12 protein-coding genes are annotated in these 16426 nt (G+C 65.3%); 5 read left to right on the top strand and 7 right to left on the bottom strand.

The features are described 5' to 3' along the window. From cobD to cobU, 3 genes are read right to left on the bottom strand one after another with little or no spacing between them, the layout of a single operon-like run. The gene (gene cobD / locus N5B55_RS11490; protein ID WP_304538238.1) at positions 1-1008 is read right to left on the bottom strand and encodes a threonine-phosphate decarboxylase CobD; all 1008 of its coding nucleotides are present in this window, start codon (positions 1006-1008) and stop codon (positions 1-3) included. Next, the gene (cbiB, locus tag N5B55_RS11485; RefSeq protein ID WP_304538237.1) at positions 1005-1985 is read right to left on the bottom strand and encodes an adenosylcobinamide-phosphate synthase CbiB; all 981 of its coding nucleotides are present in this window, start codon (positions 1983-1985) and stop codon (positions 1005-1007) included. Before cbiB ends, cobD begins: the two co-directional genes overlap by 4 nt. Next, the gene (gene cobU, locus N5B55_RS11480; RefSeq protein WP_304538236.1) at positions 1982-2557 is read right to left on the bottom strand and encodes a bifunctional adenosylcobinamide kinase/adenosylcobinamide-phosphate guanylyltransferase; all 576 of its coding nucleotides are present in this window, start codon (positions 2555-2557) and stop codon (positions 1982-1984) included. Before cobU ends, cbiB begins: the two co-directional genes overlap by 4 nt. Positions 2558-2618: 61 nt before the next feature. Between cobU and N5B55_RS11475 the strand changes: the two genes are divergently transcribed. Both N5B55_RS11475 and N5B55_RS11470 read left to right on the top strand, forming a co-directional pair. Continuing rightward, on the top strand, positions 2619-4115 hold the full coding sequence (locus N5B55_RS11475; RefSeq protein ID WP_304538235.1) for a cobyric acid synthase: 1497 nt from the start codon (positions 2619-2621) through the stop codon (positions 4113-4115). Between the two features lie 75 nt (positions 4116-4190). After that, positions 4191-4856, top strand: coding sequence for a ParA family protein (locus N5B55_RS11470; RefSeq protein ID WP_304538234.1), 666 nt, complete (start codon positions 4191-4193; stop codon positions 4854-4856). 51 nt (positions 4857-4907) lie between these two features. On the opposite strand, the gene panC is transcribed toward N5B55_RS11470, so the two are convergent. The 3 genes from panC to N5B55_RS11455 are packed head-to-tail and all read right to left on the bottom strand — an operon-like array spanning position 4908 to position 6907. Further along, entirely contained in the window at positions 4908-5759 is an 852-nt protein-coding gene (panC, locus tag N5B55_RS11465; RefSeq protein WP_012762572.1) for a pantoate--beta-alanine ligase, read from the bottom strand. Positions 5760-5797: 38 nt separating this feature from the next. Beyond that, the gene (locus N5B55_RS11460) at positions 5798-6679 is read right to left on the bottom strand and encodes a segregation and condensation protein A (protein ID WP_116575432.1); all 882 of its coding nucleotides are present in this window, start codon (positions 6677-6679) and stop codon (positions 5798-5800) included. A gap of 39 nt (positions 6680-6718) precedes the next feature. Further along, a complete protein-coding gene (locus tag N5B55_RS11455) occupies positions 6719-6907 on the bottom strand; it encodes a DUF3460 family protein (RefSeq protein ID WP_012762570.1) in 189 nt (62 codons plus the stop codon). Positions 6908-7144: 237 nt separating this feature from the next. On the opposite strand from N5B55_RS11455, the gene N5B55_RS11450 reads away from it, so the two are divergent. The 3 genes from N5B55_RS11450 to N5B55_RS11440 all read left to right on the top strand — a co-directional run bounded on the left by N5B55_RS11450 (position 7145) and on the right by N5B55_RS11440 (position 13487). Beyond that, positions 7145-8932 carry an autotransporter assembly complex protein TamA gene (locus N5B55_RS11450; RefSeq protein WP_304538233.1) on the top strand — a complete coding sequence of 596 codons (1788 nt, stop codon included), beginning with the start codon at positions 7145-7147 and terminating at the stop codon, positions 8930-8932. Positions 8933-8940: 8 nt separating this feature from the next. Beyond that, complete coding sequence (locus N5B55_RS11445; protein WP_304538232.1) at positions 8941-12849, top strand: translocation/assembly module TamB domain-containing protein; 3909 nt, start codon at positions 8941-8943, stop codon at positions 12847-12849. A 95-nt stretch (positions 12850-12944) separates the two neighbouring features. Next, a complete protein-coding gene (locus N5B55_RS11440; RefSeq protein WP_065859974.1) occupies positions 12945-13487 on the top strand; it encodes a hypothetical protein in 543 nt (180 codons plus the stop codon). Positions 13488-14059: 572 nt separating this feature from the next. Here the strand turns inward: N5B55_RS11440 and metG are convergent. Next, complete coding sequence (metG, locus tag N5B55_RS11435; RefSeq protein WP_154206678.1) at positions 14060-16129, bottom strand: methionine--tRNA ligase; 2070 nt, start codon at positions 16127-16129, stop codon at positions 14060-14062. Between the last annotated feature and the right edge of the window lie 297 nt (positions 16130-16426).

The following is a 16426-nucleotide window of genomic DNA, read 5'->3' as shown; positions in this document are numbered from 1 at the left end:
TCAAGCGGAGTGCGACAGCGATGCTAGCGCATCGGCAAGGCGTTGCCAGCCAGTCTCGTCCGGGGGCAGGCCGAAGCGCAAGCCGTTGAGGGGTGCATCGAACAGGCGGGTCCAGATGCCGAGGCGCGCCAGGCTTGCGTGCAGCGCCTGCGCATATGCGCCGGATGCCCAGGCAAACAGCGGTGTTGCGGCATTCGGCAACCCGTGGCGATCAAGCAACGTCGAAAGCCGCCTGCCCGCAAGCTGCAATTGCGCCCGCGTGGCAGCTTGCCAGGCGGTATCGGCCAGCGCCGCACGCACGACGGCACGCGCCGGGCCATTGACGGTCCAGTGCCCCAACGCGTCGCGCAGTGCGGCCAGCAGTTCCGGTGCTGCAAGCGCGAAGCCGATGCGGGCGCCCGCCAGCCCGTAGAACTTTCCGATCGAGCGCAACACCACGAGCCCCGGCGTGCCGGCGAGGGGTGCCAATGTGGGGCCATCGTCGAGCGCTTCGATAAACGCCTCGTCCAGGATCAACGTGCCGCCGCGCGCCTGCAGCCGCGTTTGCCAATCGCGCAGCGTTGCTGCAGGCAGCAAGCGTGCCGTCGGGTTGTTCGGGTTGACGACAACCAGGTGGCGTACGTCGTTCGGCAGATCGCCGAGAAAGGCCCCTTCGGGCAACGGTACAACGTCGTGGCCGGCGCGTGCAAAGGCGGGCGCGTATTCGCTGTAGCCGATCTGCGCGATGCCGGCACGCCCGCGCGGCAGCAGGGTCGGCAGCGTGCGGATCGCCGCCTGCGAACCTGCAACCGCCAGCACTGCGCGCGCGTCGGTCACGCCGTAGTGCGCGGCGGCCAGCGCTTCGAGGCCGTCGTCTTCGGGCAGACGCAACCACGCATCGGGTGGAATCGGCGGGATGGGGTAGCCATGCGGATTGATGCCCGTGGAGAGGTCGAGCCAGCCGCCGGCAGGCTCCCCATACAGCGCGCGTGCGGCCGCGAGATTGCCGCCGTGGACGATGCTGCTCACGACAGACCCCACGCCAGCGTTGCAATCAAGCCAAGTGCGCCGAGCCACAACCACAACGTGCGCGTCACGAGCGTCAACGCGCGTGCGATATCTGCTGCCGTTGCTGTCTCGCCCGTGCCGAGCGACGGGCGCGCTTCTTCCACGCCGTCGTAGCGTGCTGCACCCCCGAGCTGAACGCGCAGGCTGCCGGCGCCTGCGGCCATCACCGGGCCGGCGTTGGGGCTAGACCATTGCTGCGCTTGCGTGCGCCAGCAGTTCAGCGCATCGGCGGTGTGGCCAAGCAGCGCATAGCTGATTGCCGTGAGGCGGGCGGGAATCCAGTTGAGCACGTCGTCGATGCGCGCGGCCGCCCAGCCGAAGCCGGTAAAGCGCGCATTGCGGTAGCCCCACATTGCATCGAGCGTGTTGGCCAACCGATACAGCACCACGCCCGGCGCGCCCGCCACGACGAGCCAAAACAGCGGGGCGAAGATGGCATCGCTGCCATTCTCCAGCGCAGATTCCACGGCGGCGCGTGCGATGGGCTCATCCGTGGCTTGCGTGAGGTCACGCGAGACGATGCGCGATGCGAGGGCGCGTGCGCGGGGAACATCCGCATCGCGCAGGGCAAGCGCGATCGGGGCGATGTGTTCGTGCAGGCTGCGCGCGCCAATGGCGAAATAGAGTGCAACGGCATCAAGCGCTGCCACGAGCCAGGGCGACACATCACGCGCCACGCCGACGAGCCATCCTGCAAGCAGCACGAGCGGCAACACGGCGATCGCCCATGCAACGACGCCAACGAGGCGCGACCACGATACCGCGGCCGGTGCGCGATTCATCCAGCGCTCAATGGCTTTGGCGAGGCGCCCGAAGCCGACCAATGGATGCCAGCTCGGCACCTCTCCGAACAGCCGGTCGAGCAGCACGCCCGCCAGCGCGGCGAGCGCCACGAGCAGCCACCCGAGATCGAATACGCCGCCCTGCAACACGCTCACGTTGCAGCGCCGAGTGCCGGCCCCTTGACCACCATCGGGATGCCCGCCACCAGCAGATGAACGTTGTCGGCCAGTGCGGCGAGGCGTTGGTTCAGCCGGCCCAGTTCGTCCACGTAGAACCGCGTGACAGCGCCCATCGGCACCACGCCCAGGCCGATTTCGTTGCTGACGAGGATCACCTCGCCGGGCAGCAGCGGCAGGGCGGTGAGCAGCGCGTCAATCTCGGCCGTCCAGGCTTCGGGTGGGGTGACGAGGCCTGTCTCGGGGTATTCGTGGTGCTCCGAGAAGAGCAGATTGTTGAGCCACAGCGTCATGCAATCGACCAGCACACAGCCACCGTGCTGCGCGTGCGTGTAGAGCGCTTCGGCGAGGTGCACGGGCTCTTCGACCAGCCCCCAATTCGCCGGGCGGCGTGCGCGATGCAGGGCCACGCGCCATTGCATTTCTTCATCGCCCTCGCCGGCGGTGGCAACGTACGTGACGGCCCCCGCGCATTGCAGCGCGAGCTGTTCGGCGTGGTGGCTCTTGCCTGAGCGGGCACCCCCGAGAACGAGTGTGAGGCGGCGTGACATTCCGGCATTTTAGCGGGGGCGGAGCAGCCAGGCACGATAACGCCGGTGCGATAATCCGCGCATGTCGAAAGCTCCATTTCCTGTGTCGCCCACATCGCTTCGGGGCACGCTGATGATCCAGGGCACCACGTCCGATGCCGGCAAGAGCACGCTGGTCGCCGGCCTGTGCCGTGTCGCGCATCGCGCCGGTGTGCGCGTGGCGCCGTTCAAGCCGCAGAACATGGCGCTCAACAGCGCTGTCACCGCAGATGGCGGCGAGATCGGCCGCGCCCAGGCCCTGCAGGCGCAGGCGGCGGGGGTCGCGCCCACGGTCGACATGAACCCCGTGCTGCTCAAGCCCAACAGCGACACCGGCGCCCAGATCATCATCCACGGCCAGGCGCGCTGCGACCTCGACGCTCGCGCGTATCACGACTACAAGCCCACCGCCATGGCTGCCGTGCTCGAATCGCACACACGGCTGCGTGCGCGTTACGACCTTGTGCTGGTTGAGGGCGCCGGCAGCCCGGCGGAGGTCAACCTGCGCGACCGCGACATCGCCAACATGGGCTTTGCCGAAGCCGTCGATTGTCCCGTCGTGCTCGTCGCCGACATCGATCGCGGCGGCGTGTTCGCGCACCTGCTCGGCACGCTCGCTTGCCTGTCAGACAGCGAGCGCGCGCGCGTGGCGGGCTTCGTCATCAACCGGTTTCGCGGCGATATTTCGTTGCTGAGGCCCGGGCTCGACTGGCTGACCGCGCAGACGGGCAAGCCGGTGCTTGGCGTGCTGCCGTATCTGCACGGCCTGCACCTCGACGCAGAAGACGCGGTGCAGACGGCACAGCGCGCAGCCTCGGCCGATGCGCTGCGCGTCGTCATTCCGGTGTTGCCGCGCGTGTCCAATCACACCGATTTCGACGCGCTGCGCGCGCACCCCCAGGTGGACGTCCGCCTGGTCGGTCCTGGCCAGCCGATTCCGCCCGCCGACCTCATCATCCTGCCCGGCAGCAAGAGCGTGCAGGCCGATCTCGCCTGGCTGCGCGCCAACGGCTGGGATGCGGCCATCGCGCGGCATCTGCGCTATGGAGGCAAGCTGATCGGCATCTGCGGCGGCATGCAGATGCTGGGGCGGCGCCTGCATGATCCGAACGGGCTGGAAGGCGCAGCTGGCAGCGTCCAGGGTCTGGGCTATCTGGATTTCGAGACCACGTTGGAGCCGGCCAAGCAGTTGCGTCAGGTGCGCGGCACCTTGGCCGAAAGCGGTGCGGCCATCGACGGCTATGAAATCCACATGGGCGTGACCGTGGGGGCGGCTCTTGCGCGCCCCGCCGTTCAACTGGACGATGGCCGCGCAGATGGCGCGATCTCCGCCGACGGGCAGATCCTGGCGACTTACCTGCACGGCTTGTTCGACGCGCCCGAGGCGTGCCGCGCGTTGCTCGCCTGGGCCGGTGTGAGCGATGCGCGGGCGCAGGACTATGCTGCCTTGCGTGAAGCATCGCTCGAACGTCTGGCCGACACGTGCGAAGCGCATCTGGACCTCGCTGCGCTCTTCCGAACGCTGCCACGTGCGGGCTGAGCCATAATTGGCGGATGGGCAGATCCGCCGAGTGATCGACTCGGCACATGATTCGACGAGCGCAAGGAGGCAGGCATGCCGGTGGCCGTTGTAGCGAATCCGAAGGGCGGGGTGGGCAAAAGCACGCTGGCGACCAATCTGGCCGGCTACTTTGCCGCGCGGGATCATGCCGTGATGCTGGGAGACACCGACCGCCAGCAGTCCTCACGCGAGTGGCTGGCGCTGCGCCCCGAGACCGCCAAGCCCATCCGCACCTGGGAAATCAACGCCGACCACATCGCCAAGCCGCCCAAGGGTACGACGCACGTGGTGCTCGATACGCCGGCGGGTCTCCACGGCTGGCGGCTGGCGGATCTCGTCAAGATGTCCGGCTACGTAATCGTGCCGTTGCAGCCCTCGATGTTCGACATCCTGGCCACGCAGACCTTCCTGCGGAAACTGGCCGATGAAAAGCCGGTGCGCCATGGCGAGGTCAAGCTCGGCGTGGTCGGCATGCGCGTGGACATGCGCACGCGCGCCGCAGAACAGCTTCAGCGGTTCGTGCAGGGGCTGGAGGTGCCGATCCTCGGTTATCTGCGCGATACCCAGAACTACGTACAACTGGCCGCGCATGGCCTGACGTTGTGGGACGTGGCGCCCTCGCGCGTGGCCAAAGACGTGGAGCGGTGGAGCGGCATTCTCGAGTGGCTCGGAGAATCGCCCCCGCAGGCGAGTGTTGCCGATACGTCGGCGGCGGCATGAAAAAAGCCCGGCATTGCCGGGCTTTGTCGTAGGACGCGGCTGCCGCATCCCTCAGATTTCGAGGTTATCGATCAGGCGCGTCTTGCCAAGTTTGGCGGCCGTCAACACGACCAGCGGTTCGCCCGCAGCGATGTTCTCGGGCGTCGGTTCTTGCAGGTCGGAGCGGCGGCGCACGGCGACGTAGTCGGGTTGCCAGCCGCGGCCACGCAGATATTCCATTGCCTTGGTGGTCACCTCTTCGTGCGACGCCTGGCCCTGCAGCACGGTTTCCAGCACGTCCTGACGCACCTGATGCAGCGTGCGATACAGCTCAGGAGCTTCTGCGCGCTCTTCGTTGGTCAGGTAGACATTGCGCGACGACAGCGCCAGACCATCATCCGCGCGGACTGTTTCGGCGGGGACGATGTCGACCGGCAACGCAAACTGATGCGCCATGCGGCGCACGATCATCAACTGCTGGTAGTCCTTCTTGCCGAACACGGCCACGCGCGGCTGCACGCAGCAGAACAGCTTCATCACCACCGTGCACACGCCCTTGAAGAAGCCGGGGCGGAATTCGCCTTCGAGCGTGTCGCCAAGGTCGTGCGGCGGCTCGACGCGATATTCCTGCGGCTCGGGGTACATGTCGCGCTCGGTGGGCGCAAACAACACGTACACACCTTCCTTTTGCAGTTTTTCGATGTCGTCCTGCAGCGTGCGCGGGTATTTGTCGAAATCTTCGTTCGGGCCGAATTGGAGGCGGTTCACGAAAATGGACGCCACCACCGGGTCGCCGTGCTGGCGCGCCAGGCGCATCAGGCTCAGGTGGCCTTCATGCAGGTTGCCCATGGTCGGCACGAAGGCGACGCGGTTCTGGCCGCGCAGCTGATCGCGCAGTTCCTGGATCGACGAGATGACTTTCATAGTTGTTGTGTGATTCGGCCCGAGTCGGGTCGGACGAATTACGTCGGAGAATAGGCGAGGCGCACGTAAATGGGCGCGTACGGTTCGGCTTGCGTGATTTCGAGCAGCGATTCGCGTGAAAGCTCGAGCATGGCGACAAAGTTGACGACCACGATGGGCGCGCCCTTGCCGGACTGGATCGCGTCTTCGAACAGCTCGGTGAACTCCATGAACCGTGCATGCTGCAGCCGGCGCAGAATCTGGCTCATGTGCTCGCGCACCGACAGCTCTTCGCGCGAAATCTTGTGGTGCTGCGTGAGCTTGGCCCGCCGCAGCACGTCGGCCCACGCGGCACGCAGGTCGTCGGAATTGACGTCGGGATAGCGTGGCGCGAGGCTCTGCTCGATGTAGACCTGCGCGCGCAGAAAGTCGCGGCCCAGTTGCGGCACGGTGTCCAGCTTTTGCGCGGCGAGTTTCATCTGCTCGTATTCGAGCAGGCGGCGCACCAGCTCGGCGCGCGGGTCTTCGGGTTCCACGCCTTCGTCGGTCTTCTTGACCGGCAGCAGCATGCGCGACTTGATCTCGATGAGCATGGCGGCCATCAGCAGGTACTCAGCAGCCAACTCCAGGTTGGTCGCGCGAATCTGCTCGATGTACGCCAGATACTGCCGTGTGACCTGCGCCAGCGGAATGTCCAGCACATTGAAGTTCTGGCGGCGGATCAGGTACAGCAGCAAATCCAGCGGCCCTTCAAACGCTTCAAGGAAGACCTCGAGCGCATCGGGCGGGATGTAGAGATCCTGCGGAAGCTTGAACAGCGGCTCGCCGTAGAGCCTTGCAAAGGCGAGGCCATCAACCTGCGCGGGCGTGGAATCCTGATCGGGCGCCACGCTGGGCAGCTCGACGGGCAGTGGCAGCTTGTCCTGCGCGGAAGTGGTCATGCGGCGGGCGCCTGGTCGGGCTGAAGGCCGGTCGGCCGATCAGTCCAGCGAATAGACGTACGGCTTTTGCGCTACGCGTGCGGCCTTGGCGCGTGCACGCTCTTCCAGGTCGATCGGGTCCTTGTCCCACAGCAGGGAGCGCCCTTGGCGCTGCTGCGCTTCCAGGTCGGGCTTCTGGGTCTTGAGTTCTTCCAGGAACTGGGTGATCTCGGACTTGTACAGGGCCATGGCGGTATGTGATGTTGGATGATCTTGTCCGCGCGGAAAGATGCCGGGCGGAAAATCCGCGCATTTTACCGTATTGGCCGTTGCAACGGCCTTGGGCACGGCGCGTGCGAAACCCCTTCCGCCGATCCGGAAGGGCGCGTTCGTTGCATTTGCCTGGGCACCCGCCCGGGGCGGTATGGTCAAATACGCCTTTCCTTCGACTCAGCCGGCCCGTGGGGCGGCGCCACGCTTGCCACGATGACCGGCTCCAATCGACCATCGCGACCGTTCCGAGCACCACGCTTCCGTCTTCTGGGTTTGCCCGGCGCCGCGCTGGCGGCGGGCTTTGCGCTGTCCCTCATCTGCGCCCCGGCGCACGCTGAATACGACGTCAAGATCGAGGCGCCGAAGTCCATTCGCGACTTGCTCGAGCGCCATCTGGACCTGTCGCGCTACAAAGACCGCAAGGACATCACCGACGACCAGCTCCAGTACATGGTCGAAACCATTGGCGACCAGGTCACCAAGCTGACGGCCACCGAAGGCTATTTCGTGCCCAAGGCGACCGCCAAGCTTGAAGGCCCGCCGGACCATCGCATCGTCAACGTGAAGGTCGAGCCCGGCCCGCGTACCACCATCGACAATGTGGCGCTCGACTTCAGCGGCGCCGTTACGCAAGACGCCAAGCGCATCGACGAGTTGAAAAAATCGTGGAGCCTGCAGCACGGGATGGCGTTCCGCCAAGCAGGCTGGGACAAAGCCAAGGACGACGGTCTGGCCGCCCTGCAGAGCAAACGTTATTACGCGGCCAAGCAGACGTCGTCGCAGGCGCGTGTCGATCCGGACGAAAGCAAGGCGGACCTGTCGGTAGGCTATGACAGCGGTCCGGCGTATACGTTGGGGCCGCTGGACGTGCAGGGCTTGTCGCGCTATCCCCTCAGCATCATCAACCACGTGAACCCGTTGCGGGTGGGCGAGGATTACTCGGCTGATCGACTGCAGTCACTTCAGGCCGCCATCCAGGGGCAACCGTATTTCTCCAACGCCATCGTTGACCTGGGCGACGATCCGAAGAACCCGGTGAACGCGCCGGTGCGCGTGCGCGTGCGTGAGTACCCGCCCAATCGCATCACCAGCGGTGTGGGGTACGGTACCGACACCGGCGCCTCGCTGGAAGGGCGCTATCAATATCTGAACCTGTTCAGCAAGGCATGGGTGCTCGACACGCAGGCCCGCCTCGAACAACGCCGCCAGTACCTGTTTGCCGGCGTGACGGTGCCGCCTGACGACAAGCAATACGTCAACAGCCTCTACACCAGCATGGACCGCACCGACACCTCGGGCACCGAGACGCGCAGCTATCGCTCCGGCTTCAAGCAGACGCGCGTACGCGGCATCTATGAGACGTCGTTCACCGTTGATTTCTACTATGACGACCTGCGGCCAGAAGGCGCCGAGCGCCAGTTGAGCAAGGCGCTCGTGCCGGGTTTCGCCTGGACGCGCCGCGATGTGGACGACCCGCTGTTTCCGCGCCGCGGCAACATCATCACCACGCAGATCGGGGCGGCAGTGAAAGGCGTGTTGACCGACCAATCGTTCGTGCGGTCGTACAGCCGCATCCGCCAGTTCGTGCCGGTGGGGCAGCGAGACATCTTCGTTGCACGCGGCGAGCTGGGCGCTGTCATCACCTCCGGTGCCGGCGATGGTGTACCGGCCACGCTGCGCTTCCGCACGGGCGGCACGCAGTCGGTGCGCGGCTACGATTTCCAAAGCATCGGTAACGACGTGAACGGCAGCACGCTGCCGACCAAGTTCCTCGTCACCGGCGGGCTGGAGTATCAACGCTGGTTCCTCCCGCAATGGGGCGCCGCCGTGTTCTGGGATACCGGCACGGCCACCGACAACTGGTCGGAGCGCCGCTGGTTCAATGGGGTGGGTGTCGGCGTGCGCTGGAAGAGCCCGGTGGGGCCAATCCAACTCGACATGGCCTACGGCATTCAGCAGAAGCAGTTCCGGCCGAGCGTGTCGCTGGGCATCGCGTTCTGAACATGACGATGACCAATCCGCAAACGCCTGAATCGAACCAACCCGCTACACCACGTCCGGAGCGTCCGAAGCGCGGCTGGGGCCGCCGCGCGCTGCGCTGGTCCGGTGCCTTTGCTGCCCTGGTCCTGACGATCGTGCTGGGGCTCGCCGGCTGGCTGGTCTGGGCCATCCATTCGCAATCCGGCACGGCGCAGTTGTGGGCCCTCGCCACGCGCTTCGGCAACGCCTATGTGTCGGGCAAGCTGGAGGGCGGCACGGTACGCGAAGGGCTCTCGCTGCGGGATCTGCACGTGCGTGCGGGCAGCACGGAAGTGCGCATCGACCATGTGGAGGGCCGCTGGGCCATCACGCGCGGGCCGTGGCATGCGCATTTCGCGTATCTCCGTGCGGGCAATGTCGAGGTGATCCTGCATCCGACGCCGCCCACCCCGCCGAGCGGTCCGCCCGATTCGCTGGCGCTGCCGCTGGCGCTGGATGTGGACCGCCTCGCCGTCGACCGCCTCGCCATCCGGCAGGGCACGTCGACCACCGAGTTGAAATCGATTGCCGGCAGCCTGCACAGCGACGGCACGCACCACAATGTGCTGCTCGACGGCATGGAATCGCCCGCCGGCAAGCTGGCCGCCACGCTGCGCATGACCGGCACGCGGCCATATCCGCTCACCGGTGCGGCAACACTCGCGACGCAGTTTGAGGTCAACGGCCAGAAGCAGGACGCCTCGGTGTCGGCGCAGCTGTCGGGCTCGCTGGAAGCGCTGCATATCGACGCAACCGGCACCGGCGCCAAGCTGACCGCGCAGGCGCTGATCGATGCCACGCCGTTCGGGGCGCTGCCGCTGTCGCGTGCCGTGGTGTCGGCGGAACACGTGAATCCGCGTGCGTTTGCGCCAAGCGCGCCCGAAGCGTCGTTGTCGATCCACGCGGACCTGCGCCCCGACGAGAAGGCCAAGACGCTGACGGTGGCCGGTCCCATTCAGATCGACAACGCGCAGCCCGGCACGCTCGACAAGCAGAAGCTGCCGCTGCAATCGCTGCGTGCGCAGGTGCGGCTGAACGAAATCGATCAGCAGCTCACCGGGCTGGATGTGCGTCTGCTGGGCGGCGCGGCGCTCACGGGTGGCGCCGATGTGCAGAAGGGGCATGGCGTACTTCGCGTGGATGTGCGCCAGCTCGATCTGCAGGCGCTGCACGCATCGCTGGAGAAGACGAAACTTGCTGGCCCCATCACCGTGGAGTTTGCGGGTGGCACGCAACGCGTGGCGCTTGATCTGGCGGGCGGGGACATGCGTGCGCAAGCGAAAGCCGTGCTGGATGCGGCGCAGGTTGCAGTGGAGAGCGCCCAGGTGTCGCTGGGGCGCTCGCGGCTGACGCTGGCGGGCACGCTGAAGCACGACGATACGCAGTCGTTCGCCTTCAAGGGCAACCTGGCGGAGTTCGATCCGTCGCGGCTGGCCAAGGTGGCAAAGGGCCGCGTCAATGCCGAGTTCGACGCGCGCGGCTCGCTGGGTGAGCCGATCGACGCCGCCGTCAAATTTTCCGTGCGCGATAGCGAATACGCAGGCTTGCCGATGACCGGCGAGGGCAATGTCCACGTGCGCGGTGAACGTCTGCTGCCCAGCGACGCCAGGCTCGACGTGGCCGGCAACAAGGCCAGCCTGCGGGGCAGTTTCGGCGCCGCCGGCGATCGCATGCATGTCGACATCGATGCGCCGCAGCTCGCACGCTTGCAGCTTGGCGTGAGCGGGGCAGTCACCTTGTCCGGCGATGTCTCTGGCACGATCAAGCGCCCGCAAGTGGATGCCACGTTCCGCGCCAATCAGCTTGCCTATCAGGGAAACAAGATCGACACCGCCAACGGCCGGGCGCAGATCCGCGATGGGATCGATGGGCCCTTGCTGTTCGAGTTGACCGCGCAGCGCGTGACGGGCCCGAGCCTGTCGTTGCGAGAAGTGCATGCCACGTTGGATGGCACGCGCCGCGCCCACCGCTTCCGCGCCGATGCCGACGGCAACGTGCGCAACCAGCCGTTCAAGTTTGCACTGGCAGGCGACGGGGCGCTGACGCCCGGCAAGGACGGCGATGGGTGGGACGGCACGATCTCCACGCTGTCGGCGCAGGGTGCGCCCAACCTGCAACTTACGGCCCCGGTGCGGCTGTCGGTGGCGCCGGGCCGCCTGATGATGGGCCGCGCAGACCTGACGCTGGACCAGACGCCCATCCACATTGAGCGTGTCGAATCCGCCCAGGGCCACGTGCGCAGCGCCGGCCGTTTCGACGGTTTGCAGATTGCGCGGGTGCTGGAGCTTGTGCGCGCCTGGACGGGCCAGGCTCCGCCGGTACGCACCGGTCTCGTCGTCGACGGGCAATGGGATCTGGATCTCGGCAGCACGGCCACCGGCACGGCGCGCATCGCCCGCCGCAGCGGCGATCTGTCCATCAATGCCGGCCGCGGTTTCACGGCATTGGGGTTGACCGAAGCGACCGTGGAAGCGCGTGGCGAGGGCATGCGCCTCCGGCTGCGCGGGAATGTGCAGTCGACGCGCGTCGGCAATCTTTATCTTGATGCGGGTGTCGGGCTCGTGCGGGATCCGGGACCGGGCTCCCTGGCGCTCATGGCACCCACGTCGCCGCTCTCCGGCGGCTTGACGATCAGCCTGCCGCACCTCAAGAGCATCGGCGACCTGCTCGGGCCGGATGTAGCAACGGACGGGCAGCTTGCTGCCAGCCTGACGTTTGCGGGCACCGTGGGCGCGCCCAAAGTGAGCGGCTTCCTGACCGGCCAGGACATCGACGTGGCGCTTTACGATCAGGGCATCCGCCTGACCAAGGGGGTGGTGCGCGTGGCGCTCGACCAAAACGTGGTCGACCTGCAAGAGGTGGTGTTCCACGGCGGCGACGGCACCGTGCGTGCGCAGGGCCGCGTGCAGCTCGGCGAGGCGAACCCGAACCTCGCGGGCTCCATCGTGGCCGACAAGCTGCAGCTCTTTGCCGATCCGGACCGCACGCTGGTGCTGTCGGGCCAGGCGCGCATTGCAAACGACAATGACCGCGTGGCCATCACCGGCAAATTCAAGGTCGACCGCGGCCTGTTCGATCTGCCGAAGGACGGCGCGCCTTCGTTGGGCGACGACGTGGTCATCGTCCGCCGCACCGATGCCGCCCGCAACCAGGCCGAACGCGGTGTCAAACGCGAAGAAAAGCCGGCTGGCCGCTTCAGCCCGGTGGTCGATGTCGATGTCGATTTTGGCGACAACTTCCGCTTCAAGGGTGCCGGAGCAGACCTGTCACTTGGTGGCCAGATGCATGTGCACAGCGAGCCGCTCGTGCCCCTGCGCGGCACCGGCACGATCTACGTGCGCGAGGGCAGCACGTACGAGGCGTTCGGCCGCAAGCTGGCCATCGAACGGGGCGTGCTGAACTTCGTGGGGCCAATCAACAACCCGTCGTTCAACATCACCGCCATGCGCCGTAACCAGGAAGTGGAAGCCGGCGTGCAGGTGACCGGCACGGTGCGGCAGCCGCGCGTCACGCTTGTCTCCGAGCCCAACGTGCCCGATGAAGACAAGCTCTCGTGGCTGATGTTCGGCTATAGCGCATCGAACGCCGGCCTGGGTCAGCAGCAGGCGATGTCAGGCGCGGCGCTCGGCCTGCTGGGCAACGTGGCGGGCAAGAACGTGGCACGGCGCTTCGGGCTCGACGAGTTCTCGATCGGGCCGTCCGCCGCAGGCCTGACCGACCCGCAGGTGGTAAGCCTCGGCAAGGCAATCTCGGAGCGCATCACCGTTGGCTACGAGCAGAGCCTGTCGACGGCCGATTCCATCGTCAAACTGACGTGGCAGTTTTCGCGGCGTTGGTCGGTGGTGGCACGCGGCGGTACGATCAATGGCGCGTCGGTCCTGTTCAACAAACGTTGGTAAACGGTTGGCCCGGCTGCCAGAATGGCGGCGGGTCCATGTTTCGCACGAGGAGTTCCATGCCGCATCTTCGTCAACTCGCACAAGTGGGAGTCACCATGGGCGTTCTGGCTTCATTGCTGGGGCTGTTCGGCTGCGATCAGCAAAAGGTCGACCAGGCCGTGGATCGTGTGGGCGACGCTGCCAAGCGTGCATGGCAGTCGGCCAAGCCGGACAACCTGCTGTTCAAGGGCATCGTGGCGGGGCAATCCACCGAAGATGATGTCAGGGCCACCGCCGGCCAGCCCGAGATGATCTGGGAGAGCGAGGGCGGCACGCGGCAGCTTGAGTATCCGCGCGGACCCGAAGGGACTTCAACGTGGATGGTGACGATCGGGCCCGACGGGCACGTGCAGAAGATCGAGCAGGTGTTGACCGCCGACAATTTTGGGCGCGTGCGGGCGGGGCAGACCAAGGACGACATCCGCCGGATGCTGGGCAAGCCGGGGAAGGTCGAGGTGTTCAAGCTGAAGCAGGAAGAGGTTTGGGGGTATCGGTGGATGGAAAGCGCTACCGAGCGGGCTTTCTTCAATGTGCACTTTGGGGCGGATGGGCGTGTTACGACGACTTCGCGGAGTGATGACCGGTTGAATGGGGGGTAGGGGGTTTTTGGGTTGTTGGCTCTGGTCTTTTTTGTGGTGCATCCCCTGTTTCGTACCCTGCCGGGCACGACTCACTTTTCTTTGTCTTGCCAAAGACAAGTAAGCAAAAGGAAGGCGTGCCCGAGATGGCGACCCATCCCTTGAATTTCCGTAACCGGGCGGAGACGGGAAAAACTCGCTGCGTTCAGACAGTTTCCCGTCTTGTTTCCGCCCGCTTACGAAAATTCAAGGCGCCATCAAGGGCCTAACGTCAAAAGAAAAGGCCAACCCGTCGCGAGGTTGGCCTTGTCGTTTGGGCTGGTGCCCCCAGGGTGCGGCTTTTGTCCTTTGACTTTCCTGCCCTAGATGGCGCCTTGAATTTCTGTTGCAGGGAGGAAAAAGGAAGGGAAACTGTCTGAGCGAAGCGAGTTTTTCCCTTCCCCTCCCTGCGACATAAATTCAAGGAGTCTTTCGCCATCTCGGGCGCGCATTTCTTTGCTTACTTTCTTTGGGCAAGACCAAAGAAAGGGAGTCAGCCCCGGCAGGGGATGAAACAAGGGATGCACCACCAAGGCCCATCCCAAACACACCCATTACCGCACCCGCATCCCCGGCACCGCCCCCGAATGCGGCTCAAGAATATAAAGCCCCGGCTGAGCCTTCTCATCAGCAGCCGAAGCCGCCAACACCATCCCTTCCGACATCCCAAACTTCATCTTGCGCGGTGCCAGGTTGGCAACCATCACGGTCAGCTTGCCGACGAGATCCTCCGGCGAATATGCCGACTGGATGCCCGAAAACACATTCCGCGTCTGTCCTTCACCCACATCCAGCGTCAGCTGCAGCAGCTTGTTCGATCCTTCCACGCGCTGGCAGGCGACGATCTTGGCGACACGCAGGTCGATCTTGGCGAAGTCGTCGATGGTGATGGTTTCGGCCATCGGTTCGATGGCGGCCGCACCGTTGGCGGCAGCAGCGGGTGCATCGGCGGTGGCCTGCAGCGACTGGCGGTTTGCTTCGACCAGCGCATCCACCTGCTTCTTGTCCACGCGCGTCATCAGGTGCGAGTACGGTTGGATCGGCTTGGCGGACGACAGTTGCGAGTCGATCGAGCGCCACGTCAGCGGCTCAACGTTGAGGAACGCCTCGATGCGCTCCACCGTGGTCGGCAGAATCGGCTTGAGGTACACGGCCAGCAGGCGGAACGCTTCCAGCGCGACCGAGCACGCGGCGTGCAGCTTTTCGCGGTTGGCCTCGTCCTTGGCCAGATCCCACGGCTTTTCGGTGTCGACGAACGCATTGACGGCGTCGGCCAGCTCCATCACGGCGCGCAGCGCCTTGCTGTACTCGCGCTTTTCGTACAGATCGGCGATCTGCGGGGCGGCTTCGCGCAGTTGCACCATCAGCGGATGACCCAGCGCGGCGTCGCTCACGCGGCCTTCGAAGCGCTTGACAAGGAACCCCGCCGAACGGCTGGCGATGTTGACGAACTTGCCCACCAGGTCGCTGTTCACACGGGCGATGAAATCGTCCAGGTTCAGGTCCAGGTCTTCCATCGTCGCGTTCAGCTTGGCGGCGAAGTAGTAGCGCAGCCATTCCGGGTTCAGGCCGGTGTCGATGTAGCTTTGCGCGGTGATGAACGTGCCGCGCGACTTGCTCATCTTCGCGCCGTCCACGGTCAGGAAGCCGTGGGCGAACACGTTGGTCGGTGTGCGGTGGCCGGAGAACTTGAGCATCGCCGGCCAGAACAGCGTGTGGAAATACAGGATGTCCTTGCCGATGAAGTGGTACTGCTCGGTGGTCGAGTGTTCGTTGATCCACGCGTCGAAATCGAGACCTCGCTTGGCGCACAGGTTCTTGAAACTGGCGTAGTAGCCGACCGGCGCATCCAGCCACACATAGAAGTACTTGCCCGGCGCGCCCGGAATTTCGAAGCCGAAGTAGGGCGCATCGCGCGAGATGTCCCAGTCCGACAGCTTGGCTTCGCCTTCCTCGCCGAGCCACTCGCGCATCTTGTTGGTGGCTTCGGGCTGCGCCAGGTCGGCCACCCAGTCGCGCAGGAAATTCTCGCAGCGCGGGTCGGACAGCTTGAAGAAGTAATGCTCCGACGACTTGCGCACCGGCGTCGCGCCTGACACCACCGAATACGGATTTTTCAGATCAGTCGGCTGGTATGTCGCGCCGCAGACCTCACACGAATCACCGTACTGATCTTTTGCGCCGCACTTCGGGCATTCGCCCTTGATGAAACGGTCCGGCAGGAACATCTCCTTGACCGGGTCGTAGAACTGCTCGACTTCGCGCACGTCGATCAGGCCGGCTTCTTTCAGCTTGAGGTAGACGTTCTGGCACAGCTCCTTGTTTTCGTCGGAGTCGGTGCTGTAGTAGTTGTCGAACGAAACAAGGAAGTTGTCGAAGTCGCGTTTGTGTTCCGTCCAGACGCGTTCGATCAGTTGACGCGGGGTCAGGCCTTCTTTTTCGGCGCGCAGCATGACGGGCGTGCCGTGTGTGTCGTCGGCGCCCACGTAGTAGGTCTCGTGGCCGCGCATGCGTTGGAAGCGCACCCAGATATCGGTCTGGATGTACTCGACCAGGTGGCCGATGTGAATCGGGCCGTTGGCATAGGGCAGGGCGGAAGTGACGAGGATGCGACGTTCGGACATGGGCAGGCCAGAAAGGTGCGGGCGGGCCGCGGACAGGGCGCGGCGCGCGGAGAAACGCATATTTTAGCGCGGCCGGCGGTCTCAGGCCGGTCGCGGAGGAATCTGCGGAACGGCGGGTTCGATCATGCGCCCGGCGTATGCGTCAGAATGCCGCGGACGGTGTGGGCCCAAAAAAAAGCGCCGGTCAGTGCCGGCGCAGCTTTCCACAACGGAAAAGGAGGAGAAATCAGGTGCCGCCCGGGAGGTCAGCCACGCATCGCGAGCCAGCAACGTGTGGCAAGCGGCACCTGTTTTCTA

The organism is Ralstonia pickettii (assembly GCF_030582395.1).
In the GTDB taxonomy this organism is placed as follows: Bacteria; Pseudomonadota; Gammaproteobacteria; order Burkholderiales; family Burkholderiaceae; genus Ralstonia; species Ralstonia pickettii_D.
Note: the sequence above shows the minus strand (reverse complement) of the source record. Positions and strands in the feature narration are given on the sequence as shown.